This is a genomic window from Paraburkholderia sp. WS6, from assembly GCF_030464835.1.
GTDB lineage: Bacteria > Pseudomonadota > Gammaproteobacteria > Burkholderiales > Burkholderiaceae > Paraburkholderia > Paraburkholderia madseniana.
This window is the reverse complement of record NZ_JALQCK010000012.1, coordinates 115396-139754: the sequence shown is the minus strand read 5'-3', so window position 1 is coordinate 139754 and position 24359 is coordinate 115396. Positions and strand designations below refer to the sequence as shown.

The 24359-nt window shown below is 62.3% G+C and carries 23 protein-coding genes; 13 read left to right on the top strand and 10 right to left on the bottom strand.

All coding sequences use genetic code 11. The annotated features are described in order from the left end of the window. A complete protein-coding gene (locus M0D64_RS16975) occupies positions 1-876 on the bottom strand; it encodes an extracellular solute-binding protein (RefSeq protein WP_266258581.1) in 876 nt (291 codons plus the stop codon). Between the two features lie 242 nt (positions 877-1118). Here M0D64_RS16975 and M0D64_RS16970 point away from each other — a divergent pair, with 242 nt between their 5' ends. The 3 genes from M0D64_RS16970 (at position 1119) to M0D64_RS16960 (ending at position 2754) form a co-directional block, all read left to right on the top strand. Then, entirely contained in the window at positions 1119-1607 is a 489-nt protein-coding gene (locus tag M0D64_RS16970; protein ID WP_266258579.1) for a molybdopterin-dependent oxidoreductase, read from the top strand. A gap of 111 nt (positions 1608-1718) precedes the next feature. Next, positions 1719-2303 carry a nitrogen fixation protein NifQ gene (locus M0D64_RS16965; RefSeq protein ID WP_266258621.1) on the top strand — a complete coding sequence of 195 codons (585 nt, stop codon included), beginning with the start codon at positions 1719-1721 and terminating at the stop codon, positions 2301-2303. A gap of 52 nt (positions 2304-2355) precedes the next feature. After that, the gene (locus M0D64_RS16960; RefSeq protein ID WP_266258578.1) at positions 2356-2754 is read left to right on the top strand and encodes a winged helix-turn-helix domain-containing protein; all 399 of its coding nucleotides are present in this window, start codon (positions 2356-2358) and stop codon (positions 2752-2754) included. Positions 2755-2773: 19 nt separating this feature from the next. On the opposite strand, the gene M0D64_RS16955 is transcribed toward M0D64_RS16960, so the two are convergent. The 3 genes from M0D64_RS16955 to M0D64_RS16945 form a co-directional block, all read right to left on the bottom strand. Continuing rightward, positions 2774-4126 carry a DUF2325 domain-containing protein gene (locus M0D64_RS16955; RefSeq protein WP_266258577.1) on the bottom strand — a complete coding sequence of 451 codons (1353 nt, stop codon included), beginning with the start codon at positions 4124-4126 and terminating at the stop codon, positions 2774-2776. 140 nt (positions 4127-4266) lie between these two features. Next, complete coding sequence (locus M0D64_RS16950; protein ID WP_266258576.1) at positions 4267-4917, bottom strand: hypothetical protein; 651 nt, start codon at positions 4915-4917, stop codon at positions 4267-4269. 133 nt (positions 4918-5050) lie between these two features. Continuing rightward, positions 5051-5926: a LysR family transcriptional regulator gene (locus M0D64_RS16945; protein WP_266258575.1), complete on the bottom strand. Its 876-nt coding sequence runs from the start codon at positions 5924-5926 to the stop codon at positions 5051-5053. 189 nt (positions 5927-6115) lie between these two features. On the opposite strand from M0D64_RS16945, the gene M0D64_RS16940 reads away from it, so the two are divergent. The 3 genes from M0D64_RS16940 (at position 6116) to M0D64_RS16930 (ending at position 9338) form a co-directional block, all read left to right on the top strand. Beyond that, complete coding sequence (locus M0D64_RS16940) at positions 6116-7630, top strand: MFS transporter (RefSeq protein ID WP_266258574.1); 1515 nt, start codon at positions 6116-6118, stop codon at positions 7628-7630. Between the two features lie 239 nt (positions 7631-7869). Then, entirely contained in the window at positions 7870-8349 is a 480-nt protein-coding gene (locus tag M0D64_RS16935; RefSeq protein ID WP_266258573.1) for a nuclear transport factor 2 family protein, read from the top strand. A 107-nt stretch (positions 8350-8456) separates the two neighbouring features. Next, positions 8457-9338, top strand: a complete 882-nt coding sequence (locus M0D64_RS16930) for a 2OG-Fe(II) oxygenase (protein ID WP_266258572.1) — start codon at positions 8457-8459, stop codon at positions 9336-9338. A gap of 8 nt (positions 9339-9346) precedes the next feature. Here M0D64_RS16930 and M0D64_RS16925 read toward each other — a convergent pair whose 3' ends face one another. Then, positions 9347-9991: a cation diffusion facilitator family transporter gene (locus M0D64_RS16925; protein WP_266258571.1), complete on the bottom strand. Its 645-nt coding sequence runs from the start codon at positions 9989-9991 to the stop codon at positions 9347-9349. Positions 9992-10371: 380 nt separating this feature from the next. Between M0D64_RS16925 and M0D64_RS16920 the strand changes: the two genes are divergently transcribed. Beyond that, positions 10372-11241 (top strand): 2OG-Fe(II) oxygenase, encoded by an 870-nt coding sequence (locus M0D64_RS16920; RefSeq protein ID WP_266258570.1) that lies wholly within the window; start codon positions 10372-10374, stop codon positions 11239-11241. Here M0D64_RS16920 and M0D64_RS16915 read toward each other — a convergent pair. The 3 genes from M0D64_RS16915 to M0D64_RS16905 all read right to left on the bottom strand — a co-directional run bounded on the left by M0D64_RS16915 (position 11238) and on the right by M0D64_RS16905 (position 14380). Further along, entirely contained in the window at positions 11238-11672 is a 435-nt protein-coding gene (locus tag M0D64_RS16915; RefSeq protein ID WP_266258569.1) for a GNAT family N-acetyltransferase, read from the bottom strand. The genes M0D64_RS16920 and M0D64_RS16915 overlap by 4 nt on opposite strands. Before the next feature lie 114 nt (positions 11673-11786). Then, positions 11787-13223 carry an MFS transporter gene (locus M0D64_RS16910; RefSeq protein ID WP_266258568.1) on the bottom strand — a complete coding sequence of 479 codons (1437 nt, stop codon included), beginning with the start codon at positions 13221-13223 and terminating at the stop codon, positions 11787-11789. Between the two features lie 275 nt (positions 13224-13498). After that, positions 13499-14380, bottom strand: a complete 882-nt coding sequence (locus tag M0D64_RS16905; protein WP_154561861.1) for an oxaloacetate decarboxylase — start codon at positions 14378-14380, stop codon at positions 13499-13501. Between the two features lie 170 nt (positions 14381-14550). Between M0D64_RS16905 and prpR the strand changes: the two genes are divergently transcribed. From prpR to M0D64_RS16880, 5 genes are all read left to right on the top strand, one after another. Then, positions 14551-16548 carry a propionate catabolism operon regulatory protein PrpR gene (gene prpR / locus M0D64_RS16900; RefSeq protein ID WP_266258567.1) on the top strand — a complete coding sequence of 666 codons (1998 nt, stop codon included), beginning with the start codon at positions 14551-14553 and terminating at the stop codon, positions 16546-16548. Positions 16549-16696: 148 nt separating this feature from the next. Then, on the top strand, positions 16697-17260 hold the full coding sequence (gene ahpC, locus M0D64_RS16895) for an alkyl hydroperoxide reductase subunit C (protein ID WP_054035375.1): 564 nt from the start codon (positions 16697-16699) through the stop codon (positions 17258-17260). A 152-nt stretch (positions 17261-17412) separates the two neighbouring features. After that, positions 17413-19005: an alkyl hydroperoxide reductase subunit F gene (gene ahpF / locus M0D64_RS16890; protein ID WP_266258566.1), complete on the top strand. Its 1593-nt coding sequence runs from the start codon at positions 17413-17415 to the stop codon at positions 19003-19005. A 226-nt stretch (positions 19006-19231) separates the two neighbouring features. Next, positions 19232-20329, top strand: a complete 1098-nt coding sequence (locus tag M0D64_RS16885; protein ID WP_200567724.1) for an IS5 family transposase — start codon at positions 19232-19234, stop codon at positions 20327-20329. A gap of 395 nt (positions 20330-20724) precedes the next feature. Next, positions 20725-21879 carry an alkane 1-monooxygenase gene (locus tag M0D64_RS16880; protein WP_175051513.1) on the top strand — a complete coding sequence of 385 codons (1155 nt, stop codon included), beginning with the start codon at positions 20725-20727 and terminating at the stop codon, positions 21877-21879. An 87-nt stretch (positions 21880-21966) separates the two neighbouring features. Here the strand turns inward: M0D64_RS16880 and M0D64_RS16875 are convergent, their stop codons facing one another. Next, on the bottom strand, positions 21967-22380 hold the full coding sequence (locus M0D64_RS16875) for a DoxX family protein (protein ID WP_266258565.1): 414 nt from the start codon (positions 22378-22380) through the stop codon (positions 21967-21969). Between the two features lie 96 nt (positions 22381-22476). Then, positions 22477-23202: a pirin family protein gene (locus M0D64_RS16870; RefSeq protein WP_266258564.1), complete on the bottom strand. Its 726-nt coding sequence runs from the start codon at positions 23200-23202 to the stop codon at positions 22477-22479. 135 nt (positions 23203-23337) lie between these two features. On the opposite strand from M0D64_RS16870, the gene M0D64_RS16865 reads away from it, so the two are divergent. Then, entirely contained in the window at positions 23338-24228 is an 891-nt protein-coding gene (locus M0D64_RS16865; protein WP_266258563.1) for a LysR family transcriptional regulator, read from the top strand. The last annotated feature ends 131 nt before the right edge of the window (positions 24229-24359 follow it).

The window sequence follows — 24359 nt, the reverse complement described above, 5'->3', positions numbered from 1 at the left end:
TTATTGCGCGGCGTCGATCACGGCTTGCACCGAAGGCGGCATGGCTTGCACATTGCCGGTAACGGTCGGTTTGATGACGTCCACGCCGTGTTGCTTGAGCAACGCGCGGCCTTGCGCGCTCAGCAGGAAGTCGACGAAGCTGCTCGCACCCGCATGGTTCGGTGCATCGCTGAGGATCGTCAGCGTGTAGCTCGCTTTGGCCTGCAATTCGGGCGCCGGACGGAGCGCCGGAATTTTGAGGTCGGACGTTTCGGTCGAATAGAAGAAGCCGGCATCGAGCTGGCCGGATTGCAGGCGGCCCACCAGCGTTTCTTCAGGCAAAACCTGCTCGGGATTTTCCGCGTCGCCCAGCGTCTTCTCGACGAGGTCCGGCTGATGGTAGAGCTCCGCGGCCTTCGTCATCATCTCGACGGTGAATGCACCCTTCGGATCGAGCTTCGGATCGGTACGGCCGATACGGATGCCCGGCTCCTGCAACACCTGATCCCAGCGCTTGCTCTTGAAGTCCGCAGCAAACTTGCTTTGCGGGTTATAGCCGATCATCAACGGCGATTCGGCGAAGTTCACGTACCACGTGACGTGGTCGCCGTTCGCCTGACCCATCAGGCTGGTGTTCACCTTCGGGCTCGCGCTGATGAACACGTCGCCGCGGCGCAGCTTGCCCTTGATCTCGTTGGCGATCTTGTTCGAGCCCGCCGCGTAGCCGCGGAAGTGCTGGCCGGTGGCCTTTTCGAAGGCCGGCCCCACGCTGCGCTCCATCAGATTGACGAGCGAACCGGCGTACAGCACGTTGACCGTGTCGTCCTGCGCGAAGGCGGGCGCGACCGTCGCCACGCCGGCGACGACCACGAAAGAAGCAAGCAGCTTGCGAATCATGCGATTAACCCCGGTACGTTATTAAGAGCGCTATATTACGACGCCATCGCATTGCGTTGTGGGTCGCTGCGCGCGCCGTGTGGTCAATAGATGTGGACGACGCCGGCGGAGTGGCCGATATGCCTGGCGATATATTGCGTATCGATGCGGTTTTGCACCGAGGCGGCCATCGCAGCGTAATATACACACGGAAATAACGAGTGAACAAGCTGCTCAGGCTTCAATGCTGGAGATAACCGCGTATGGATAGTGTGAATGTGATTGCCGCGCCTGCCGTCGAAAGTGCGCTCGTCCTGAGCGGACGGTTCCAGCGGACGCTGTCTTTGGACCTCGAGCGGCTCAAGGGTTACGAAAGCGTGCTAGCCAGGCCATTCGATCTGCGTTGCTACACGACGAATCGGTTCATCCGCAGCGTTGAGCCGTACCGCGGTGTGCGTCTGACGACCTTGATCTCGGAAGCGGGTTTGCCGAACGAGGTGCCGGGCGAGTTCAAGCGTACGGTGTTCGTGGCGGTGGGGCACGATGGCTACGTCGTGACATTCTCGTGGCATGAACTGTTCAACACGCCGGTCGGCGAGAACGTGCTGGTTGCTTACGAATGCGATGGCCGCGCGCTAAATGCTGAAGACGGTGCGCCGATTCTGTTTTCCGGTTCGGACATTCTGCCCGCGCCACGCCACGTCAAACGGCTCGCGCGTATCGAGGCGCATGTTTTGAAGCCTTTGGCGTAGGTGATTCGAATGACGGGCGTAATATGGTTCGATTTTCTTCATCGTGCCGCCGCCATGTCTGACGAACCGCTTTCGCCTGTTGCGGAACCTGCCGCGCCTAGCCGCGAACCGCTGTTTGCGTCGCTCGATGCGCGGGTTGCCGAGCGCACGGCGAAGTGGCTCGCCGCAGCCACGGACGCCGTCTCACCCGATACGCAATTGTTCGCCAGGCTGATTGCCGCGCGCGACGTCCGGGACGAACTCACCCTGCTTGGGTTGCCTCAGCCCGCGTGGCGCGCGCTACTGGAGCGGCACTTTGTGCACGCACCTGCGCCCGTGTTTGCATCCTTGCCTGGATTGCCACCCGTCGACACCAGCGAACACGCGACATTCGTCGAAACGCTGCATGCGCTGCTGCTCACGTATGCCAGCGCCGCCGTCGACACGAACGACGTGCGCTGCCTCGCCTCAATCATCGCTCATGCGTGCTTGCGGCCGGATCACCTGTGGCGCGACCTCGGTCTTGCGGGCCGGGAAGAAGTCACATGGATGCTGACGCGCTATTTCCCCGCGCTCGTGCTGCTGAATGTCGATAATCTGCGCTGGAAGAAATTCCTTGCTCAGCAACGCGCGCTTTCCTTAGGGCTTGAGCCTGGCCCGGCGCCCGGTTGTCCGGGCTGCGAAGACTATGGGCATTGCTTTCCCGGCCACCCCTGAAGGCCATTCAGCCAGGATGGCAGCGCGAAGCGGTTCGTGTATGCTTTCGCGCATGGCTGATACCGTGAAAACCAAACCAAGCCCCGCGACAAAATCCGCGAAACCGCGCCCCGAAGTGCGCTTCAGAATGCGCATCCGCAGCGGCGACGCTGTTGCGCTCGGGCCGGGCAAAGTCGAACTGCTGGAGGCCGTGCGCGAATACGGCTCGATCTCGGCTGCGGCGCGCAGCCTCGGCATGTCGTACCGGCGTGCATGGCTGCTGATCGACGAGCTGAACCGCTCGCTGAAAACTCCGGCCACGCACTCGGAGCAGGGCGGTCAAAGCGGCGGCGGTTGTACGCTGACGCCGGTCGGCGAACGCATCATTCATCTGTACCGCGATGTCGAAGTCGAGGCTCAACGAAGCTGCGCGAAACAGATCGCTGAGTTGACCAGGCTGATTCGTTCCTGAGCACGGCCTTACTCACAGCTCAGCCGTGGCGCAGACAAAACGCCGAGGGCGGCGGATTGCCCAACTGGGCAAGATGCTCGGGACGCAGCCGGTCCACCAATTCGACAAAGCTCGCCACGCTTGCCGTGCGCAACGGGTGATAGTCGATCTGATGGCGCTCGCACACCCGCTTGAGCGTATTCATCGAATCATGATCGACGCAGTCGACCGGAAACACGACGATATCGGCGCCCGGCAGCGCGGCGGCAAGCAGACCTTTGCGGTCTTCCACGCCGCCGTCGTGCACCACGAAATCGCCACCGGCGGCCTCCACCAGCCGCTTGAGCGCGGCATTCGAGCCGGGGCGGCCGCCCACGTAGACAATCCGTTTACCGCGCACGCTGTCGAGGCTGACTTGCCGCGTCTGCGCGCCATTGCTGTTGTCCCCAGCATCCACCGTCGCGCGTTCCAGCGCGTCGCATTCGTTCTGCACCAACAGGAGCTGCGCCAACGCCTGATCACGGCTCTTGCGTAACGCGAGTGCAGCGCCTTGTTCCTGCAGCGTGCGCTGTTCAGCGGCCTCGCGGCGGCTCGTATGCAGCGCCACCCGCTGGTCGCTGTCGGCGAGCTTGTCGCGCAGCCTCGAAATCTCCGCTTCCAGATCGGAAGGATCCGCCGTCGTCTGGCGCGTGGCCACGGCGGTGAGTTGTGCGATCTGCTCGTTGAGCGCGGCGATCGCCGCGTCGCGCTGCGTGCTGATTTCCTGCAAGCGGCTTTGCTGCCGCTCGACTTTCTCTTTCAACTCGGCGTTTTCCGCTTCGAGCGCAACCAGCCTGTGGATGTCCGCGCGATTCGCCGCGCCGACCAGATGCGACAGCATGTGCAATTCGCCGAACGCTTTCTGGCGCACATGCAGGGTCGCGCACGGATGCGTCATCAAAGCCCAGTAAGCAGGCGGGATCTCGCCGCTTTTCAGCGCTTCGTCCCAGAGCTTCAGCAGCGCGACGTCGTCGGCGGCTTTGTCGAAGCGGCGGATCGCCGCCGCATAGTGCTCGTCGAGCAACTTGTGCAAGGCTTTGGCGCCCGCGCCGCCATCGATCGCGAGTTCGACGGCCGAGTGATGAATCTCCAGATCGCTCGCGTCCCGGCGATCGAGGCCAGTGAATTTAGGCACCAGCTTGCGCAGTTCGTGCGTGCTGAGACAGGTGCCGATGATCGAGCAATGCAGTTGGCCATCGAGCTCGGCGAGGCGCGCGCGCCGTTTGGTGTTCGAGAACGACACCTTGGCGGGCGTGCAGCACGGATCGGCCACGCGCAAGCCGGTACCGGCAAGCTCGTCGCCGGACAGTTTGAGGCGCGAAGGCTGGGCGAGACGAAACGGCGGTGTGTGCATGAGGACCTCAAATCCGGATCTGGCGTCAGGCTGATTGAACGTGCTTGCTGGACATCCGCGCCGTGCAGGCGCTGCTGGCGATATATTCGAAAAGATATAGCGATCGGCAAAAGAAAACGTTCATATGCGGCAATGACGAATTAGTCGTTCGGGTGGACGAGCGTCCGCTCAGCGCGTGATTTGCGCTGAGTGATCGTGGCAGAAGCGGCGGCAGAAACCGTGGCAGAAGCAGCGGCAGCACCGGTGGCGGGAGCTGCCGCGGTGGTGCGGCCGGCGGCACGACGGACGACGGTCGGCTCTGCGCCGCCGGCTGCCCGTGCATGCTGATCCAGAACATGCCCAACGCACAGACCGATAAACGCGGTATCGAGCCGTTCGAGTTCCGCCACCACCTTGCGTAACGCGGCCAGGTCGTTGCTGAACGCATCCGAGAAGATCGCGTCGCGAAGTTGCTCGGCCGAGCGCGCTTCTTCGATCGAAGCTTTCAGATCGCGCAGACGGGCAAAACCCGCCGCCTTGGCCTGTTCGGCCAGGATCGACAGCAACTGGTTCAATGAGTGCGAGCCCGACGTGCCCACCGACGCGAAGTTCAACTGGTCGCCAGCCAGCATCAGCACGAAACGCTGCACGCTGCCGTAAAGGCGCCGGTAAGCATCGACGACGTCGCGGATCAGTTCGGCGCGGCCACGTTCGGACGCCGACTTCACCGCGACGATAGTCGACGGAAGTTCTTTCGGGCGGCGCCCCGCCGGGTCGGACGAGGTGGGTCGCAATGTGGGTCGACTAGGCACTGCTGCTGGCTCCTGCTTGCTTGTTTCGCTTCGTCGTACGCGATCGGCGGGCGAGTTGCCGCGCTGCACAAAAGCATACCGTGATATTCGAGAGGATATAACGAAAGGTGGCGCGAGGGTAGCGCGGGCGGTTTTAGCTGCCCTGCGCGAACTCGAGAAATGCCCGCACAGCCGGCGCCCGTTCGAACTTTCGATAGGCAATGGCAATTTCCGAGGCGATAGGTTTGCCGGCGATGCCTCGGTAGACGACGCCCGGCAACGCGATGCAATCAGCGAGGGTATGCGGTACGACCGCCACATTACCGCCTAGCGATACGCAGGCCAACACCGCCGCGAGCGTGCCGGGACGTGACCCGAGCCGCGGCGAAAAACGCCCGCGCCGTGCGACTTCGAAGGTACCGGCTTCCTGTTCCGGCAGCACGAAACACTGATCGTGCAGTTGCGCGGGTTTAATGTGGGGTAAACGGGCGAGTGCGCAATTTTCCGGCAGCGCGAGGACGAACGTATCGCGGTGCACGGTGCTTGTCTGAATACCGTCGACGAGTGGCATCGGCGGGCGGACGTAGGCTGCGTCGAGCAGGCCATCGCGCAGCATCTCGGCCGCGCCGTCCATCGGCACCTCGCGAATGGAGACATCGACGCCCGGATACCTGGAGCGAAAGCCGCCGACCGCCCGTTGCAATACGCCCGCATAGGCAGCCGAAGCGACGTAGCCGACTTCGATCCTGCCCAACTCGCCGCGCTCGGCGAGAATCGCGCGCTCTTCGCCGCGCGCGAGGTGGTCAAGCGCGCTGAGCGCTTCGGCGAGGTAGGCGCTGCCGGCCGCGCTCAATGTCACCGACCGCTTGGTGCGATGAAAGAGCCGCACACCGAGCAACCGTTCCGCTTCCTGGATCAGCTTGGTTAGCGTTGGGGCGGCGATGCCTAATTCATCCGCGGCGCGGGAGAAGTGAAGATGCTTCGCGACACAAACGAATGCGTGAATATGGCGGAGTTCGAGCTTTCGCATGGTTTTCGGTATTTCCGCCGGAGCTAATTATTTTGTGATTCTATGCCAATGACAGGCAATAGATGCGTCGCTACCATCGTATGACTTCGATTCGACGCCACCTGCCTGTATGTCATCCACGTCCCCCCGTCCCGCACTGCCGGTGCAGTCGTCAGACTCCAAAGACTCAAAACCCGTCAACCCGCGTTCGTGCTGGCCACCGCGTCGGCGACCTGTGCGTTGATCGTGCTCGATACCAACGTCGTGGCCGTCTCGTTGCCGTCGATTGCACGCTCGTTTCACGCGAGTTTTGCCGATGTGGAATGGGTGGTCAGCGCGTATATGGTCGCTTTCGCGTCGTGTCTGCTGCCCGCGGGTGGTCTGGCCGACCGCGTCGGCCGTAAGCGGATGCTGCTGCTCGGGCTCGCGCTGTTCTTTCTGGCGTCGCTCGGTTGCGGGGCGGCGCCGTCGGCGGCCATGCTGAACGTGGCGCGCGCGGTCAAGGGCGCCGGCGCCGCGATGCTGCTCACCGCCGCGCTCGCCGTGATCGCGAACACCTTCCACGAAGGACCCGCGCGCGTGCGGGCATGGGCCGTGTGGGGCACCTGCATGGGCCTTGCGACGACGGTGGCGCCGCTCGTCGGCGGCGTGATTACCCAATGGCTCGGCTGGCGCTGGATCTTCCTGCTCAATCTGCCCGTATGCGCCGTCCTCGCGTGGTGCGCGTTGCGCTCGATTCGCGAGTCGCGCAATCCCGAGCCCGGTCCGCTCGACGCCGCCGGCAGCATCCTGTTCGGCCTTGCGCTTGCGCTCGGTATCTGGGCGTTGATCGAGGTGCCGGCCGACGGGCTTGCGAGCTGGACAACCGGCGCCAGGCTCGTGGCATGCGTGCTGCTGTTTGGCGCATTCGTTCAGGTGCAACGCTCGCGGGCGCATGCGATGGTCGATCTTGCGCTGTTTCGCCAGCCACGCTTCGTCGCCGCCGTGCTCGCGATGTTCGGCTACGCTGCCTGCGCTCAGGTGATGATGACGTTTTTGCCGTTGTATCTGCAGAACGCATTCGGCCTGTCAGCGGTGAGGGCGGGCGTCGGCATGTTGCCGTTCGCGCTGGCGATGGTGCTCGGGCCGTACATCGGCGCGGCGCTCGCAAAGCGCTTGTCGGGCATGGCCCTGCTGTCGAGCGGGCTGTTGCTGATCGCGGCCGGCAATCTGCTGACGGCGCTGGTCGCCGGCGACGCACGCTATGCGCTGGTGGCGCTCAGCATGGTCGTAACCGGGCTGGGCGCGGGGATCATGAATGGCGATACGCAGAAGGCCATCATGGCGTGCGTGCCGCCGGATCGAACCGGCATGGCGTCCGGTATCAGCACGACAACGCGCTTCACGGCCATCGTCACGTCGGTGGGTGTGCTGGGCGCGGTACTCGCGGCCCGCACGCACGCTGTGTTCGTGGCGGGCACGCCCATGACGCCGGATATCAGCGCTGCGCTCGACGCGGGTTTCATGTCGCGCCTGCTGGCGGGAGATATGGCGCAGGCCACCGCGCATCTGCCGCCGGCTCTCAGGGCCACGGTGGTGTCGGCCGCGCATGCCAGCTTTGCCAGTGGCTTTGCCGCGGCGCTCTATCTGGCTGCTGCGGCGGCGGCGCCAATTGCAGCGGGAATCTGGCTGCTGGGTCGCAGAGGTGAAACTGCACGGGTCCGTGGGATTGCGGCGAACGGTTAGCGGAGCAATCGTGCCGTGCGCTTAATCGATTCATCGTTGCTGAAGCTGAGCGTTGTTCCGCCGACGCGCTGACGTTCACCGGCTAACGCTCTGCCTTCGAAGCAGCCGGCTCGACCACGGCCGTCCCATTTTCCGATATCGTGTGCTGCTCGTGCGCGCTCAAACTCAAATCCTTGCGCGCGCTCCTTTCCGAGCCGTTTCCACGACCGGCTGACCGGGTAACGCATAAGCACAAGAAAATGAGCCATCCCAACACCGAACTGATCGAGCGTTTTTACACCGCGTTCCAGCAACGCGACGCGGAAACGATGGCCGCCTGCTATGCCGACGATGTGGTCTTCAGCGATCCGGCCTTTGGCGAGCTGCGCGGCGAAGAGGCCCGCGACATGTGGCGCATGCTGGTGTCGCGCGCGCAGGATTTCTCGCTGACGTTCGACGGCGTCGAAGCGGACGAGCTCAACGGCCGCGCCCACTGGGTAGCCCGTTACACATTCAGTCAGACGGGCCGCACGGTGGTGAACAGCATCGACGCCCGCTTCGGGTTCCGCGAGGGCCGCATCGTCGAACACCGCGATACCTTCGACCTTTGGCGTTGGGCCCGTGAGGCTTTGGGGATCAAGGGCCTGCTGCTCGGCTGGACACCTTTCGTGCAGGGCGCGATCAGGGCGCAGGCGAGAAAAGGCCTCGACCTCTATCGGCGCCGGCAGCGCCGCGCGTAACGGGTCAGCCAGGGGCAGCCCGGGGTCAGCCCGGCGCATTCCCCCAGTCTTGCTATGAACCGGCCAGTTGATGCAGTATTTCGTGAAATCGACAAGCGGGGAGTTCTATGCCGGTAGTGGATGCGTCATGGGAAGCGTGGCTAAGCAGCAACGTAGCGCGCGGTTGCAGCATCGACTCGATGATCGATGCGATGGTGCAAGCCGGTTTCGCTACGGAAGCCGCGCGCGCGGAAGTGCGAAAAGCGTTCGGCATGAACCCGGCGGACGCGGAAGCGGCCTCGGCGGCCGTAGCGACCGAGGCCACCCTGGTCAAAACCGCGTCACAGACCTACCAATACGACGAGTCGCCCGTTGCGCGCGGCAATACGATCCGTGCGCACGATCGTGACGTCCGCGTGTTGATGCGCTGCGAGCGGCCCCAGGTGATCGTGTTCGGGGATGTGCTTTCGCCTGACGAATGCGACGAGATGATCGAGCGCTCACGTCATCGATTGAAACGCTCCACCACGGTCAATCCCGCCACCGGTAAGGAAGACGTGATCCGCAACCGTACCAGCGAAGGCATCTGGTACCAGCGCGGGGAAGACGCGTTCATCGAAAAGATGGACCGCCGCATCTCGAGTCTGATGAACTGGCCGGTTGAAAACGGCGAGGGGCTGCAGATTCTGCATTACGGCACGACCGGCGAATATCGCCCGCACTTCGATTATTTCCCGCCCGATCAGCCCGGCAGCGCGGTGCATACCGCCCAGGGCGGCCAGCGCGTGTCGACTCTGGTGATCTATCTGAACGACGTGCCCGACGGCGGCGAGACGATCTTCCCGGAAGCGGGCATGTCAGTCGCGGCGGTCAAGGGTGGCGCGGTGTATTTCCGCTATATGAACGGCCAGCATCAACTCGATCCATTGACCTTGCACGGCGGCGCGCCGGTGCTGGGCGGCGATAAATGGATCATGACGAAGTGGATGCGCGAGCGCGCCTACGGCTGAGGCGCGCGCTATTCGGCCGCGTGCGGTGCGGCGGTTTTTCCCGGAGCACCGGCTGATAGTTGCTTCAATGCGCTGCGCGCGCCGACGCAGCCCATGCGCATGATCATCAGGCCGATTGCCGAGCCTGCCACGTGGTCGAGCATCGGTATGCCCGCGATGCTGCCGGCCACCCCCAGGGTCGCGACCAGCGCCGACACCGCATCCATTCGCGCATGCCATGCACCTGCCAGCAGAATCGCCGAGCCGGTGCGCTGGCCTTCGGCGCGCATGTAGCGGAACAACGCTTCCTTGGCGATCGTGACGAAACCGCTGACGGCGAGCGCGCCGACTTGCATCTTCGTGTTGCCGCTCAACGTGGCGGTTTGGCCGATGCTGTGCCAGAGCATTTCGGCTGCCGTGACAATCAGCAGGGCGGCGATGAAGAGGGATGCCAGGGCTTGCACGGTGTTGCCATCCCCTTCACGCGACCTTGCGTTCAGGTGTTTCGTGCTGAGAACCAGCACGATGAGCACGACGCCGTCGGCGGTCAGGTCGCTCAAGGTGTGGATGCCGTCCGCGACCAGCCCGCCCGAATGCGCTGTCAGGCCGATGGCAATCTGCAGCGCCATGAGAAAGGCGTTGAGCAGTGCACTGGTGGAGGCGGCTTTAAGCAAAGCGGCCGCCTTGTGTGGTGCGGCTGTGGCTGTGGCAGTCGCTGTCGCGCACGGAAGGCTGTGGCATCGGGTCGGGACGGGTTAGGTTGTCGCAGGAAAGTACCCGTCGAACGTGGCGCGCAAATGACAGTGCCGCAACGGCTACCGGCGATCAGGACCACCTCGTCCGCCCGGGCGTCGGTGAGTAGGACATTTCGTAGCTCGCGATGCGTTGAATCCGACGCTCGATGCGTTTCAGCTAGGGCCCGTTTCCGAATCGTCGCGTGAAATGCGGCGGGACGGCCACCTATCATCCTTCGCTTTAGTCAGCATCGCCCGATCGGCAGCACGCCCGGTCCGCGCGTGCTGAGCGAGCGAACTCTGGATGTGGGATGAGACGTATGCCTGTCGTAAATGATGCCGTGAAAACCTGGTTGAACAGTCATGTCGAGCGCGGCTTTAGCCCGGCGGCGTTGGTGGATGCCATGGTAGGCGTCGGCTTCGAGTCGGAACTCGCGCAAGCCACGGTGAACGCATCGTTCGATGCCGCCGAGGCGGCTCGCGCGGCCGTTGCTGCCGCGCCGTCCGGTATCGAGGCGGCTGCGGGCGAATACCGCTACGATCCGGCGCCGGTCGCGGCCGGCAATGTGACTCGCGCCTATGACCGCGACGTCAAGGTGCTGATGCGCTGCGAGCGCCCGCAGATCGTCGCGTTTGCCGACGTGATGTCAGACGAGGAGTGCGATGAGATGATCGAACGGTCGCGTCCGTTGCTCAAGCGGTCCACCACCGTCAATCCGGAGAACGGCTCGAATGACGTGATTCCCAATCGCACCAGCGAAGGCGCCTGGTATCACCGAGGCGCGGACCCTTTCCTCGAGCGGCTCGAAATGCGCTTTGCCAGTCTGATGAACTGGCCGGTCGAGAATGGCGAAGGCTTGCAGGTGCTGAGGTATGGCGTTGGTGCTGAGTATCGGGCGCACTTCGATTATTTTCCGCCGTCACAGACGGGGAGCGCCGTGCATATGGAGCGGGGTGGTCAGCGGGTTGCCACACTGGTTGTGTATCTCAACGACGTGGCGGCTGGAGGGGAGACTTTTTTCCCCGATGCCGGCGTCTCTGTCGCCCCCAGGCGCGGTGGCGCTGTCTATTTCCGCTATATGAACGGGGAGCGGCAGCTCGATCCCTTGAGCTTGCATGGGGGAGCGCCTGTTCTGGAAGGCGAGAAATGGATTATGACCAAGTGGGTTAGGGAAGGGGTCTTTGCTTAAGCCGTTTTGTAAACGTCCGGGTTGTGGACTTCCATATAACGCTCCGGCGTCGCCAGTGCCTTGAAGCCGTGCGGTTCGTAGACGTGGTGGGCGTCTGTCGTCACCAGCACGATTCCGCGCAAACCGGTCAGCGACGGGCTGCCGAATATGTGCTTCATCAACGCCGATGCGTATCCCTTGCCGCGATACGCCGGTAGCACGAATACATCGCACAGGTACGCGAATGTCGCCTGGTCCGTGATCAGGCGGGCAAACGCGATCTGCCTGCCTTCGATATACGCGCCGAAACATAGCGACCCCGCTATCGCCCGGTCGAACGTCTCGCGCGGCATGCCCTTCGCCCACGCCGTTTCCTGCGACAGAAACGCGTAGACCATCTCTATGTCGAGGTCGGCCTTGTTGCTCGAAATCGTCAAATCGTTTGCTTGCACTGCGCGTTCCTGCTTGTTCTGATCAAGCAATCAAAGGATGCGGCGCCGCTTGGGCGCTGCGCCGCTGCTTCAACTCCGCTTCAAACCTTTCCATCCTTCCAGCCCGCTGCGGGCTCAACCCTTCGCCGGATCTTCGGTGCCGCGCGAACCGCCGCCAATGCTCTGTCCGGCGTCGCGCGCGAGACCCAGGTAGCCGGTCACGGACACCAGTGTCAGCACGCCGGCAAACAGAAACGCGAGGCGGAAATCGTCCAGGGTGAATACACGGCCGGTCGTCTCGCCGTTGAAGAACGCTGCTGCGCGCAGCGAGACGGCGCCGAAGGCAATGCCCAGTCCGATCGTCATCTGGGCGGCGGCGCTCCATAGCGTGCTTGCCGCGCTCATCTGCGGCTGTGCGACGTCGGCGTAGGCGAGGGTGGCAAGCGTCGAGAATTGCATCGACCGCGCCACGCCGTAGATGAACACGACGAACAGCACCAGCACGAGCGGCACGTTCGGCGTCAACAGCCCGCAGGCAATGATGAAAACGCCGGCCACCGCCACGTCGATAATCGACACCATGCGGAAACCGTAGCGTTGCAGGATGCGCGTGGTCAGCGCCTTCATGCCGAGATTGCCGAGCGCGCTCGCGAGCAACAACAGGCCCGACTTGAACGCCGACAACCCGAAACCGACCTGGAACAGCAGCGGCATCAGATACGGCACCGCGCCAATGCCGATCCGGGTGAACGAGCCGGTTACCACGGTCACGGAGAAGGTCGGGATTTTCAGCGTGGAGACGTCGATCAGCGGATGCGGGTGACGCTTCGCATGCTGGAACGCCACCACGCCCATCAGCAATCCGCCGACGATGAACGCGCCAGCCACCCAGGCATTTTCGCCGGGCTGGCTCGCCAGTTCAGCGCCATACAGAATCGCCGTGAGCGTCGTGGCGCTCAGCAGAAGGCCGACGACGTCGAGCGGCTTGCGTTCGGTGCCGCGCAGGTTCGGGACCAGCGCGAGCGCGACGGCCATCGCTGCGAGACCGAACGGCACGTTCAGCAGAAAGATCCAGCGCCATGACGCATAGGTGGTGATGAAGCCACCCACTGGCGGTCCGACCACCGGTGCGGCAATGGCCGGCCAGGTGATGGTCGAGATCGCCTGCATCATCCGGCTCTTTTCCGTGCTGCGGACCACGATCAAACGGCCCACCGGCACCATCATGGCGCCACCCATGCCTTGCAGCAGCCGCGCGGCGGTAAATTCGGTCACGTTCTGCGACAAGCCGCACAACACCGAAGCCACCGTGAATACGCCGATCGCGCTGAAGAATACCGTGCGCGAGCCGCAGCGGTCGGCGACCCAGCCGCTCACCGGGATGAAAATCGCCAGCGCCAGCATGTAGGCCGTCATGCCAAGGCTCAGGCTGTTCGGCCCAACGCCGAACGAGTGCGCCATCTGCGGCAAGGCAGTGGCGATCACCGTGGTGTCGAGATACTCCATGAAGAAGGTGGCCGCGACGATATACGGCAGCCAGCCGACATGTGAATTGCGTGCGCCGCCGGTCATGGCGCCGTCCTCGACACCTTGCCGTTGCGTGTGGATTCGATGACGCCTTTGGCGTCTTTAGCGTGCCGGCATGTCCCGCGCGATTGTGTTGACTTCATGTTCTTGCGACAACCTTTCGAAAGCGTGTTTCCGGCATCCCTCGATGGATGGGCAACGAGGTTGCGGCCTGTTTGGCGTCAGCCAGCCCAGCATCGTAACGCAACAATCCGCTGCAGACAGCGGCGGTCCACGCCAACGCTGCGAAGACCTCGCCGGAAACACGGCTTTCTTGCCGCTCAGTCCTTCGCCGCGTATTCGCGATCGAGCTTGTCGTACAGCGGTTTGTTCACAAGGCGCTGGCGTTCACTGAACGGCGCGACGAGAGATGCGTCTTCATCGAGACGCCCATTGCTCTTCAACGTGCCGAGCGCGCGTTGCATGCCGAGCACCGCGCCTTGCAGCGCCGCGTTTGCGTACAGGACGATGCCGTATCCGAGCTTGGCGAGCGCTTCACGCGATTGCACCGGCGTCTTGCCGCCGATCACGATGTTGATCAATTGCGGCGTGTCGAAAAGCCCCGGCAACCGCTCAATGTCGGCGAGCGATTCAGTCGCTTCGATAAACAGAATGTCCGCGCCGGCCTCGATGAAACGATGGCCGCGCTCGATCGCGTCTTCGATGCCGTGGACAGCGGCCGAATCGGTGCGCGCCATGATCTGCAGGTTGCCGTCTTCGCGAGCGTCGACAGCGGCGCGGATCTTGCCGACCATCTCGCTCGTGCTGACGACTTCCTTGCCGGAGAAGTGGCCGCATTTCTTCGGCATGATCTGGTCTTCGAACTGGATCACGTCGGCGCCGCTGCGCTCGAGCACGCGCACGGTCTGGCGCACGTTCAGCGCGTTGCCGAAGCCGGTGTCGGCATCGACGATCAGCGGCAGCGCAACCGCGTCGCGAATCCGCGCGCAATGTTCAGCGACTTCGGCCAGACCGATGAAGCCGAGGTCGGGCAGGCCGAGCGACATGTTAGTGACGCCCGCGCCCGTGATGTAGATCGCTTCGAAACCCGCGTCTTCAATCACGCGCGCACTCATCGCGTTGAAGGCGCCCGGCACGAGCAGGCCCTGGCGTTGGTTGACTTTGGCGCGGAACGCGGCGCGGCGATTAGCAGAAGTGCTCATGACGGCGTGTCTCCAGATGGGAAGTGAGTGATAGAACGCTGAGCTGAATTTGCAGGAAGCATGCCATTTGCCGCGTTTCACGATTTGTGCCGGACAATCAAAAGCTTAGGCGGAAAGGGGCCGTGCCGCAGTTCATGGCAGAATAGCCGATATGTTCCATGAAACGTTTCATGGAACGTTCCAGCTACGAGCGGAGCGTCGCAGTGTCCACTTTCACGTCGTCCCTTGCCAATTCCAATCCCGGCCGCCCAGGCGTCGCCCTGGTCAGTATCAGCCGGTTGCAATCGCTTTGCGAGACGGTCGCGCCGCGTTATACCGAGCGGGCTAGATTTTTTTCGGTCCGGGAAGGCTATGGCGCCGCCGTCACGGCCTTGCAGGCCTATGTGGATGCTGGCTCGGTTGATGTCGTGCTGGCAGCCGGATCGAACGGCGCTTACCTGCGCGACAACTTGAGCGTGCCGGTGGTGATGGTCAAGGTAAACGGCTTCGACGTGTTGAGTGCGATCACCCGCGCCACGACGACCTGGCCCGGCGCAAAGATTGGTCTTGTCCTGCACGAAACCATCTCGCACGAACTCGCCGACCTGAGCGCGTGGCTGAATGTCGGCCTGAAACAGCGCGCCTACCGTTCGATCGATGAAGTGCGGCTCGCGGTCGCGGGCCTTGCAGCAGAGGGCTGCAGCGTCATCATCGGCCCCGGTATGGCGTGCGATTTTGCCCAGCAAGCCGGCTTGGAGAGCGTCTTCCTGTACTCGCTGGGCGCGGTCGAAGAAGCGTTCGAGCGCTCCGTCGAACTGGCGCGCGTGAGTCGTCAGAAGGAATCGAAGCGGGTGCGCCTGAACACGATCGTCGCCCATCTGCGCGACGGCGTGGCCGCCTTCGACGACGCCGGTCAGCTCGAAGCAGTCAATCCGGCGATGCTCGATCTGCTCGGCCTCGACCGCGACCAGGACGTCCCGGCGCAATTGACGCGCGCTGTCGGCCCGTTACTGCGCGAGACGCTCGAGCATGACATGCCGGTCGAGGAGCGTATCGAACAGATCGGCGGCCGCGCGTTGATCGTCAACTGTGTGCCGATCCTCGAGCAGGGCTTGCGTTCGGGCTCAGTGGTCACGGTGCAGGACGCCTTGGTCGCGCAGCGGATCGACCGCTCGCTACGCACCAGCCAGCGGCCCAAGCATCTGGTCGCGCGGCACCATCTGGACGATCTGATCGGCAGTTCGGCGGCGCTCGAGCGGGTGCGGCGGTTGGCGCGGGCTGGCGCGGCTCACGATGCCACCGTGCTGCTGAGCGGCGAAAGCGGCACCGGCAAGGAACTGGTCGCGCAGGGCATCCACAATGCCAGCCGGCGGCGCGGCAATCCGTTTGTCGCCTTCAATTGCGCGGCGCTCCCTGAAGGGCTGATCGAAAGCGAGCTGTTCGGCCACGAGGAAGGTGCGTTCACCGGCGCGCGCCGGGGCGGCAAGCCGGGGCTCTTCGAAATCGCCCACACCGGGACGATCTTCCTCGACGAAATCGGCGAGATGCCGGCGGCGCTGCAAAGCAGGTTGCTGCGGGTGTTGCAGGAGCGCGAGGTCATGAAGCTCGGCTCCGGGCGCGCAACCCCCGTCGACGTGCGGGTGATTGCCGCCACCCATCGCGATCTGCACGCGCTGGTCGAGCAGGGTGCGTTTCGCGCGGACCTGTATTTTCGGCTGAATCTGCTTCAGATAGAATTGCCGCCGCTGCGCGAAAGACGCGGCGATGTCGCGCAACTGGCGCGGCATTTGTTGAACCGCAGTGCGCTCCAATATGGGCTGTCGGGAGCCGCGCTCGAGCGGGTGCTGGCGTTCCTCGCGCCTTTGTTCGAGCACTATGCGTGGCCCGGCAATGTGCGGGAACTGGAAAATCTGCTGGCGCGCGCCGCGATTTATCTGAGCGACTCGGCCGGTGAGGGCTGGCAGGACCAGCAGGCAGTGTTTCCGGAGTTCGGGCGGATGCGGCAGACAGCCGCGGACGTGCATGGCGCCATGGCTCCCGCCCACGCCACCGGCGACGCCTCGGGCCGTCGTTCACCCACCCGCGAGGATGTCATACGCGCTCTCGAACAGGCTGGCGGCAATCGCGCTGCAGCAAGCCGGGCGTTGGGCATCGGCCGCACGACCCTCTGGCGGCTCATGAGAGACTGATCCCAGAATTGGTGCGACGCAATAGTCGCAGGTAGCCAGTCAAATAGTAATAAACTATCGAAATAATTTAAACACACCGCTTTACCTATTAAGTGACGTCTGACATACTGACTCCACTTTCCAACCACTCCGAAAGAGGACTCAGTAAATGCCGATCATCAACAGTCAAGTCAAACCGTTCAAGGCGCAGGCTTATCACAATGGCGACTTCCAGACCGTCACTGAAGAGAGCCTGAAGGGCAAGTGGTCGGTTTTCGTTTTCTACCCGGCTGACTTCACGTTTGTTTGCCCGACCGAACTGGGCGACCTGGCAGACCGTTACGCCGAATTCAAGAAGCTCGGCGTCGAAATCTACAGCGTTTCGACCGATACGCACTTCACGCACAAGGCATGGCACGACACGTCGGACACGATCCAGAAGATCAAGTACCCGATGATCGCTGACCCGACCCTGGCAATCTCGCGCAACTTCGACGTGCTGATCGAAGAAGAAGGCCTGGCACTGCGTGGCACGTTCGTGATCAACCCGGAAGGCGAGATCAAGCTGGCCGAAATTCACGACAACGGCATTGGCCGTGACGCCGGCGAACTGCTGCGCAAGGTGCAAGCTGCGCAATACATCGCGGCTCACCCGGGTGAGGTTTGCCCCGCCAAGTGGACGCCGGGCGCAGAAACGCTGACCCCGTCGCTCGACCTGATCGGCAAGATCTAAGGTCTAAAAGCCTTTCGCAGTAAGCGCCTCACGGCGCATTGCCGTGCGGACCGCTTGATACAGCGGTTCGCACGTCCCCGGACTGTGCGCCTCCTACCCGGATGCGTGCGGCGCCCGGGACCCAACACCCCTCGTCACGGAATCGAATAGCCATGCTGGACGCCAATCTTAAGACTCAGTTGAAATCCTACCTCGAAAAGGTTAGCAGGCCTATCGAGATCGTCGCCTCGCTCGACGACAGCGCGAAATCGCAAGAGCTGCTGGCATTGCTGAACGATATCGCGACGTTGTCGGAACGCGTCACGGTGGTCGAACGTCGCGGCGACAGCGAACGCAAGCCGTCGTTTTCGATCGGCGAGCCGGGCAAGGAAACCGGTATTCGTTTCGCCGGCATTCCGATGGGGCATGAATTCACGTCGCTCGTCCTTGCGCTTTTGCAGGTCGGCGGCCATCCGGTCAAACTCGACGACGCGGTGATCGAACAGATCCGCAGTCTCGACGGCGACTATCAATTCGAAACGTATTTTTCGCTGTCATGCCAGAACTGCCCGGAAGTTGTTCAGGCACTGAACGTGATGGCGCTGATCAACCCGCGCATCCGCCACGTCGCGATCGACGGCGCGTTGTTCCAGAACGAAGTCGAAGCGCGCCAGATCATGGCGGTACCGACCATGTTCATGAACGGCGAAGTGTTCGGCCAGGGCCGCAGCGGTGTGAAGGAAATCCTCGCGAAGCTCGACACCAATGCCGGTGCGCGTGCGGCGAAGGAACTGGAAAAGAAGCCGGTGTTCGATACGCTGATCGTCGGCGGTGGCCCGGCGGGTGCAGCTGCGGCGATTTACTCGGCGCGCAAGGGTATTGCGACGGGTGTCGTGGCGGAACGCTTCGGCGGCCAGGTGCTCGATACGCTGGCGATCGAGAACTTCGTCTCCGTAACGGAAACCGAAGGACCGAAGTTCGCCACGGCGCTCGAACAGCACGTAAAGAGCTACGAAGTCGACATCATGGACGTGCAGCGCGCTGAAGCGCTGATCCCGGGCCGCATCAACGAAGTGCGTCTGGCGAACGGGGCGGTGCTGAAGGCGAAGACGATCATTCTGGCGACGGGTGCCCGTTGGCGCGAAATCAACGTGCCGGGCGAGCGCGAGTACCGTAACCACGGCGTGGCGTACTGCCCGCATTGCGATGGTCCGCTGTTCAAGGGCAAGCGCGTTGCGGTGATCGGCGGCGGTAATTCGGGCGTCGAAGCGGCGATCGATCTCGCGGGTATCGTCCGTGAAGTGACGTTGTTCGAATTCGGCGCGCAATTGCGTGCCGACGAAGTGCTGCAACGCAAGCTGCGCAGCCTTGCCAACGTGACGATCGTCACGCAGGCACAGACCACGGAAATCACCGGCGACGGCAAGAAGGTCAACGGTCTGGTCTACAAGGACCTGCGTTCAGGCGAAACGAAGAACATCGAACTCGAAGGCGTTTTCGTGCAGATCGGTCTTGTGCCGAATACCGAATGGCTGAAGGGCACGGTCGAGTTGTCGAAGCACGGCGAGATCGTTGTTGATGCACGCGGCGCGACTTCGGTGCCGGGCGTATTTGCCGCCGGCGACGTGACCACGGTGCCGTTCAAGCAGATCGTGATTGCTGTGGGCGAGGGTGCGAAGGCATCGCTCTCCGCGTTCGATCATTTGATCCGCAGCAGCGATGTGGATGAAGTGGTGAGCGAAGCGGAAACCGAAGCGACAGTTTGATGGGTGTTGCGTGAGTAGTGGACGGCGGCCTGCGGGCCGCCGTTTTTGCTTGAGGTTGAGGCCGGACCGCACGTCAATGCGGGCTTCGCCATTTGGTGATTTCGACTCACCACGAAGCTGACGCCCTAACAGGCTGTTGAATTTGGATCCCGTGTAAACGGGGTTTGAGGGACAGGCGTTATGGATATCGTGTTCATGATCTTTGGCAGCGGATGCGATGCGCGGAATGGATGAGATGCAGGAGCCCCTGTTCACGACGGTCAAGCTGGAGGACTTCGTCCCGGCAGATCACCCGTTGCGACCGATCCGGTTGCTGGTGAATGATGCGTTGAAACGGCTCAACGGGCTGTTCAGCGTCATCTACGCGGACACCGGCCGTGCCTCGATTGCGCCTGAGAAGCTGATGCGGGCGCTGCTGTTGCAGGTGTTCTACTCGGTGCGCAGCGAGCGCATGCTCATGGAGCAGATGCGCTACAACCTGCTGTTCCGCTGGTTCGTCGGGCTGGCGATTGAGGACGCCGTGTGGGACCACTCGGTGTTCTCGAAGAACCGCGACCGGTTGCTGGAGCATGAAGTCGTGGAAGCGTTCTTCACCGAAGTCATGAGCCTGGCGGACAAACGGGGCTTGCTGTCGAGAGACCATTTCTCGGTGGACGGCACGCTGATTCAGGCGTGGGCCAGTCACAAGAGCTTCCGCCGCAAGGACGGCCCGGACGATGGTCCGCCAGCCGGCGGTGGCCGCAACGCCGACACTGACTGGAAAGGCGAGCGACGTAGCAATGCCACGCACGAGTCGACTACTGATCCGGAGGCGCGATTGTTCAAGAAGAGCCACAAGAGCCCGGCCATCCTGTGCTACCACGGGCACATCCTGATGGAGAATCGCTCGGGGCTGGTGGTCGGCGCCGTGGTTAGTCACGCGGATGGTTTCGCCGAGCGGGCCAGCGCGTTGCAATTGCTCGATTGCGTGCCAGGCGCTCATGCGAAGACAGTTGGCGCCGACAAGGCGTATGACACCCGCGACTTCGTGAACGATTGCCGCGCTCGCAACGTGACACCGCATGTCGCGCGCAACGATGAGCGTTGGGGCGGCAGCGCAATCGACGGTCGCACTTCGCGGCATGCGGGCTACCGGATTAGCCAGATCATCCGCAAACGAATCGAAGAGCATTTCGGCTGGGGCAAGACCATCGGACGGATCCGGCAGACCGTCTATCGCGGTATCAAGCGCGTCGACCAGCACTTCAAGCTGACGATGGTTGCGAGCAATCTGACCCGCATGGCCCGAATGCCAGGTGTGGTGCCGCAAGGAGCGACGCGATGAGCCGCTACGGCGCGAAGACTGCGCGCCACAAGGGCTGCATGCGTGCGCATGCCCCGCGCAGATTGCGCGGCGAACCGGTAATTCAGAGGGAAATCGCACGCGCAAGCCTCCTGAACATAGCTTCGGTCCTCATGACGGGGCGCTTTTCAACAGCCTGCTAAAGTGCACTGCAGCAAATCAGCAAACACCCGTTTCATTCACCCGCTCGACGCCCACCCCGAATGCCCCATCAACGGCCCCTTCGTTTGGAGCCTCCCATCTAGGCCAATTCCTTGGCTGTCCCACCCGTCAGGCCATATAAATCTGGGAGTCGGGCACGGTCCCGCCGACATGCGTACTGGCTCGCAAGCGCACAGCTTGCCGATACCAGGCGACATAAAACAAGGAGGGAGACAATGGCAACATCGCAAGCGGCCCCCGCTCGGTGGGTCGACAGCAAGCGCTATCTGTGGCTGCTGGGCGCACTCACCATCACCTTGCCGCTGCATGCGGCCAATCTGGCGTTGCAGACTGGCTGGCATATTTTCTGGTGGTTCGGGCCGATTTTCGTGTTCGGCATTATCCCGGTGCTCGACTATCTGATCGGTGACGATCCGAGCAATCCGCCCGAGGAGGTCGTCCCCACGCTCGAACGGGAGCGTTATTACCGCCGCGTGGTCTATCTGGCCACCTTCATCGAATACGTGTCGTTCTTCGGCGCGCTATGGATCGTCGGCACGCACGCTCTGACGTGGTACGACTATCTGGGTTTTGCTCTCTCGCTTGGCGCAGCGACTGGCGTATCGATCAATACCGCGCACGAGCTAGGTCACAAGACGGATGGTTTCGAACGATGGCTCGCCAAGATCACGCTGGCGCCGGTCGCCTACGGCCATTTCTTCGTCGAACACAATCGTGGACACCACGTGCGTGTCGCTACGCCGCCCGATCCGGCGAGCGCGCGCTATGGCGAATCATTCTGGCGGTTTCTGCCGCGCACGGTATTCGGCAGCATCGCGTCGGCGTGGCGCCTCGAGAAGCATCGGCTCGAACGCCTCGGCAAATCGCCCTGGACATGGCGCAATGAAGTCCTGCACTCGTGGGCGATGACCGTCGTGCTGTGGGGCGCGATGATCGCGCTGTTCGGTAAAACGGTGATTCCGTTTCTGCTGATTCAGGCAGCGTACGGAGCCTCGCTGCTCGAAGTGGTCAACTATCTGGAGCACTACGGGCTCGGCCGCAAGCAACTCGCAAGTGGCCGTTACGAGCGCTGCCAGCCGCAGCACTCATGGAACAGCAATCGTATCGTGACGAATCTGTTTCTGTATCAGCTGCAGCGTCACGCCGATCATCATGCGAATCCGACGCGCTCTTATCAGGCACTGCGTCATTTCGACGGCGCGCCGCAATTGCCCTCCGGTTACGCGACGATGATCATGCTCGCGTACGTGCCGCCACTGTGGTTTCGCGTGATGAACCCGCGCGTGGTCGCGCATTATCAAGGCAACATGGCGCAGTCGAATATCCGGCCGGCCATTCGTGAGCGGGTGTTGGCGCAGTTTGCAGGCTAACGTGGATTGCTTCTTGCAAAGAGGAAGCCGCCCGGGCAATGCCGGGCGGCTTTTTTACCGAGCCTATCGAAGGCCGGCAGCGCAGCCTTAATGTCGGTCGATTGAATACTTACCGGCCCCGGTCACGCATAACAACAGCAGTGCACCCATGATGCTGATGTTCTTGTAGAAGTGGATCATGTTGTCGTACTGCATCGCGCCCGTCATATTCCAATAGTGATGGCCGATGATTGCCGCGCCCAGCGTATAGATCGCAAGCAGCAACGCAAGCGGCCGCGTATAGAAGCCCACCACCAGCGCGATGCCCACCACTAATTCCATCACGACGGCGATAACTGCGGACAACTCAGGCGCAGGCGCGCCGGTCGACGTCATATAAGCGACGGTGCCGGAAAAGCCGGTCAGCTTCGACCAGCCGAACATCACGAACAGCACCATCAACAGGATGCGGGCGACGAGAATGACTGTATCTTTCTGGTTTTCAAATAGCGTATAGCGCATGATTTTTCTCTGTAGGTAAGGGACGGTGCGGTTCGCCGCAAACTTCGCGGCGAGCCACGCTTAAGCCGGCCAGATCTATCGACAGGATTGAGCCGCTTAAGCCCACAACTCCGATACTTCAATGTTACGCAGATCGAACACCAACACCTCCGCGTCGTGACCTTGCGTGAGGGTCAGGGCTTCTTCGCCGCGGATCCGCGCGCCGTCGCCTTCGCCGAGCTCGACGCCATTCACCGTGACGCTGCCGCGCGCCACGTGAATATAAGCATAGCGATTACTGGCCAGTTCGAGGCGCGCAGTTTCGTCACCGTCGAAGAGACCGGCATAGATCCGCGCGTCCTGTTGCAGCACCAGCGAGTCGTTCGCACCGTCCGGCGACATCACGAGGCGCAACACACCGCGCTTTTCGTCCGCGCCAAAGCGCCGTTGCTGATAGCGGGGCGTGGTGCCTTTCTGCGCCGGCGCAATCCAGATTTGCATGAAGTGCACCGGGTCGGTCTTCGAATGGTTGTATTCGCTATGCGCGACGCCGGTTCCCGCGCTCATCAACTGGATGTCGCCCGGCACGATCACCGAGCCGGTGCCCATCGTGTCCTTATGTTCCAGCGCGCCTTCCAGCACGTACGAAAAGATCTCCATGTCGCGGTGCGGGTGCTTGCCGAAGCCTTGCGCCGGTGCGACACGGTCGTCGTTGATCACGAGCAGGTCGGAAAAGCCGTTCTGCTTCGGATCGTGATAGTTCGCGAAGGAAAACGTATGACGCGAGCTAAGCCAGCCGTGCTCCGCGCGGCCGCGTTGATTGGCGTGTCTGATTTCGAGCATCGTATTTCTCCTTGATTCTGTTGTGCGATCCGGCCAGATGTTTGGCCGCGATCCATGAAAGACAGTGTAGGTCAATCAAGATGGTTATAATCGGTCGTAAACTGGAAACACTGTCTCCATTAGGTGGACAATACGATGCAACTCGATGATATGCGGATCTTTGTCGCCACGGTCGACGCCCATAACTTCACCGCTGCGGCAAAGCGGCTGGCGCTGTCCAAGCAGTTCGTCAGCCGGCGAGTCATGGCGCTGGAAGAGGCGCTTGGCGTGCAATTGCTGATTCGCAACACGCGCAAGCTGGCCGTGACCGAGCTCGGTCAGGAGTTCTATGAGCGTGCGCGGCGCATTCTCGGTGAGGTGGAAGACGCTGAGCAGGCGATGTCGTTGCAGCGCGCTGGGCCGCGCGGGCTCTTGCGGGTTAGTGCGCCGATGTCGTTCGGGATGATGCATCTGTCGCCATTGGTGGCGAGCTTTCTGCGCGAGCATAGCGACGTGCGCTTCGATATGGAGTTGAGCGATCGCACCGTCGACGTGGTGGGCGAGGGGTTCGATATGGCGATTCGGATTGGTACGTTACCGGATTCCACGTTGATTGCGCAGAAGCTCGTCGATGTGAGGATGGTGGTGTGTTGTAGTCCGGGGTATGTGCGGCGGCGGGGGGCGCCGGTTGTGCCTGCTGACCTTGCTCGGCACTCATGTCTGTTGTATGGGCATGGTGGGGTTGTGAGTTGGGATTTTGTTGTTGATGGGGTCTCGAAGGGAGTTGAGGTGAATGGGCCGCTTCGGGCTAATAATGGGGAGTTGATTCGCGATGCAGCTGTGGCTGGGTTGGGGATTGTTCGGCTTCCTGATTTTATTGTTGCTGATGCGGTTGGGAGTGGGTTGCTGGTGACTGTTCTTGAGGAGTTTTTGCCTTCGGCGGCGACTGTTTATGCTGTTTATCCGCAGCATCGGCAGAGCTCTGTCACTATTCGGGTTTTTGTTGAGTTTTTGCGGGGGGAGTTGAGGAAGAGGTTAGTGGCTTGATGTTTTTGCCTGCGCGGTTCTTGTTTGTCTGTGTTCTTAGGGTGTTGGCCTTTCCTTGTTTTGTTAGTGGTCTATTAGCGTTGCCCCTGTGCGGGGCGGCACCTACTTCTCTTTGCCGGCTGCAAAGAGAA

What these genes read in the sequence shown, in the direction of transcription:
- M0D64_RS16935 (WP_266258573.1), top strand. Translation starts at nt 7,870, where the DNA reads ATGAGCCATCCCAACACCGAACTGATCGAGCGTTTTTACACCGCGTTC.
- M0D64_RS16960 (WP_266258578.1), top strand. Translation starts at nt 2,356, where the DNA reads ATGGCTGATACCGTGAAAACCAAACCAAGCCCCGCGACAAAATCCGCG.
- M0D64_RS16870 (WP_266258564.1), bottom strand. Translation starts at nt 23,202, where the DNA reads ATGCTCGAAATCAGACACGCCAATCAACGCGGCCGCGCGGAGCACGGC.
- M0D64_RS16885 (WP_200567724.1), top strand. Translation starts at nt 19,232, where the DNA reads ATGGATGAGATGCAGGAGCCCCTGTTCACGACGGTCAAGCTGGAGGAC.
- M0D64_RS16905 (WP_154561861.1), bottom strand. Translation starts at nt 14,380, where the DNA reads ATGAGCACTTCTGCTAATCGCCGCGCCGCGTTCCGCGCCAAAGTCAAC.
- M0D64_RS16865 (WP_266258563.1), top strand. Translation starts at nt 23,338, where the DNA reads ATGCAACTCGATGATATGCGGATCTTTGTCGCCACGGTCGACGCCCAT.
- M0D64_RS16975 (WP_266258581.1), bottom strand. Translation starts at nt 876, where the DNA reads ATGATTCGCAAGCTGCTTGCTTCTTTCGTGGTCGTCGCCGGCGTGGCG.
- M0D64_RS16930 (WP_266258572.1), top strand. Translation starts at nt 8,457, where the DNA reads ATGCCGGTAGTGGATGCGTCATGGGAAGCGTGGCTAAGCAGCAACGTA.
- M0D64_RS16945 (WP_266258575.1), bottom strand. Translation starts at nt 5,926, where the DNA reads ATGCGAAAGCTCGAACTCCGCCATATTCACGCATTCGTTTGTGTCGCG.
- M0D64_RS16880 (WP_175051513.1), top strand. Translation starts at nt 20,725, where the DNA reads ATGGCAACATCGCAAGCGGCCCCCGCTCGGTGGGTCGACAGCAAGCGC.
- M0D64_RS16875 (WP_266258565.1), bottom strand. Translation starts at nt 22,380, where the DNA reads ATGCGCTATACGCTATTTGAAAACCAGAAAGATACAGTCATTCTCGTC.
- M0D64_RS16910 (WP_266258568.1), bottom strand. Translation starts at nt 13,223, where the DNA reads ATGACCGGCGGCGCACGCAATTCACATGTCGGCTGGCTGCCGTATATC.
- ahpC (WP_054035375.1), top strand. Translation starts at nt 16,697, where the DNA reads ATGCCGATCATCAACAGTCAAGTCAAACCGTTCAAGGCGCAGGCTTAT.
- M0D64_RS16955 (WP_266258577.1), bottom strand. Translation starts at nt 4,126, where the DNA reads ATGCACACACCGCCGTTTCGTCTCGCCCAGCCTTCGCGCCTCAAACTG.
- ahpF (WP_266258566.1), top strand. Translation starts at nt 17,413, where the DNA reads ATGCTGGACGCCAATCTTAAGACTCAGTTGAAATCCTACCTCGAAAAG.
- prpR (WP_266258567.1), top strand. Translation starts at nt 14,551, where the DNA reads ATGGAACGTTCCAGCTACGAGCGGAGCGTCGCAGTGTCCACTTTCACG.
- M0D64_RS16970 (WP_266258579.1), top strand. Translation starts at nt 1,119, where the DNA reads ATGGATAGTGTGAATGTGATTGCCGCGCCTGCCGTCGAAAGTGCGCTC.
- M0D64_RS16920 (WP_266258570.1), top strand. Translation starts at nt 10,372, where the DNA reads ATGCCTGTCGTAAATGATGCCGTGAAAACCTGGTTGAACAGTCATGTC.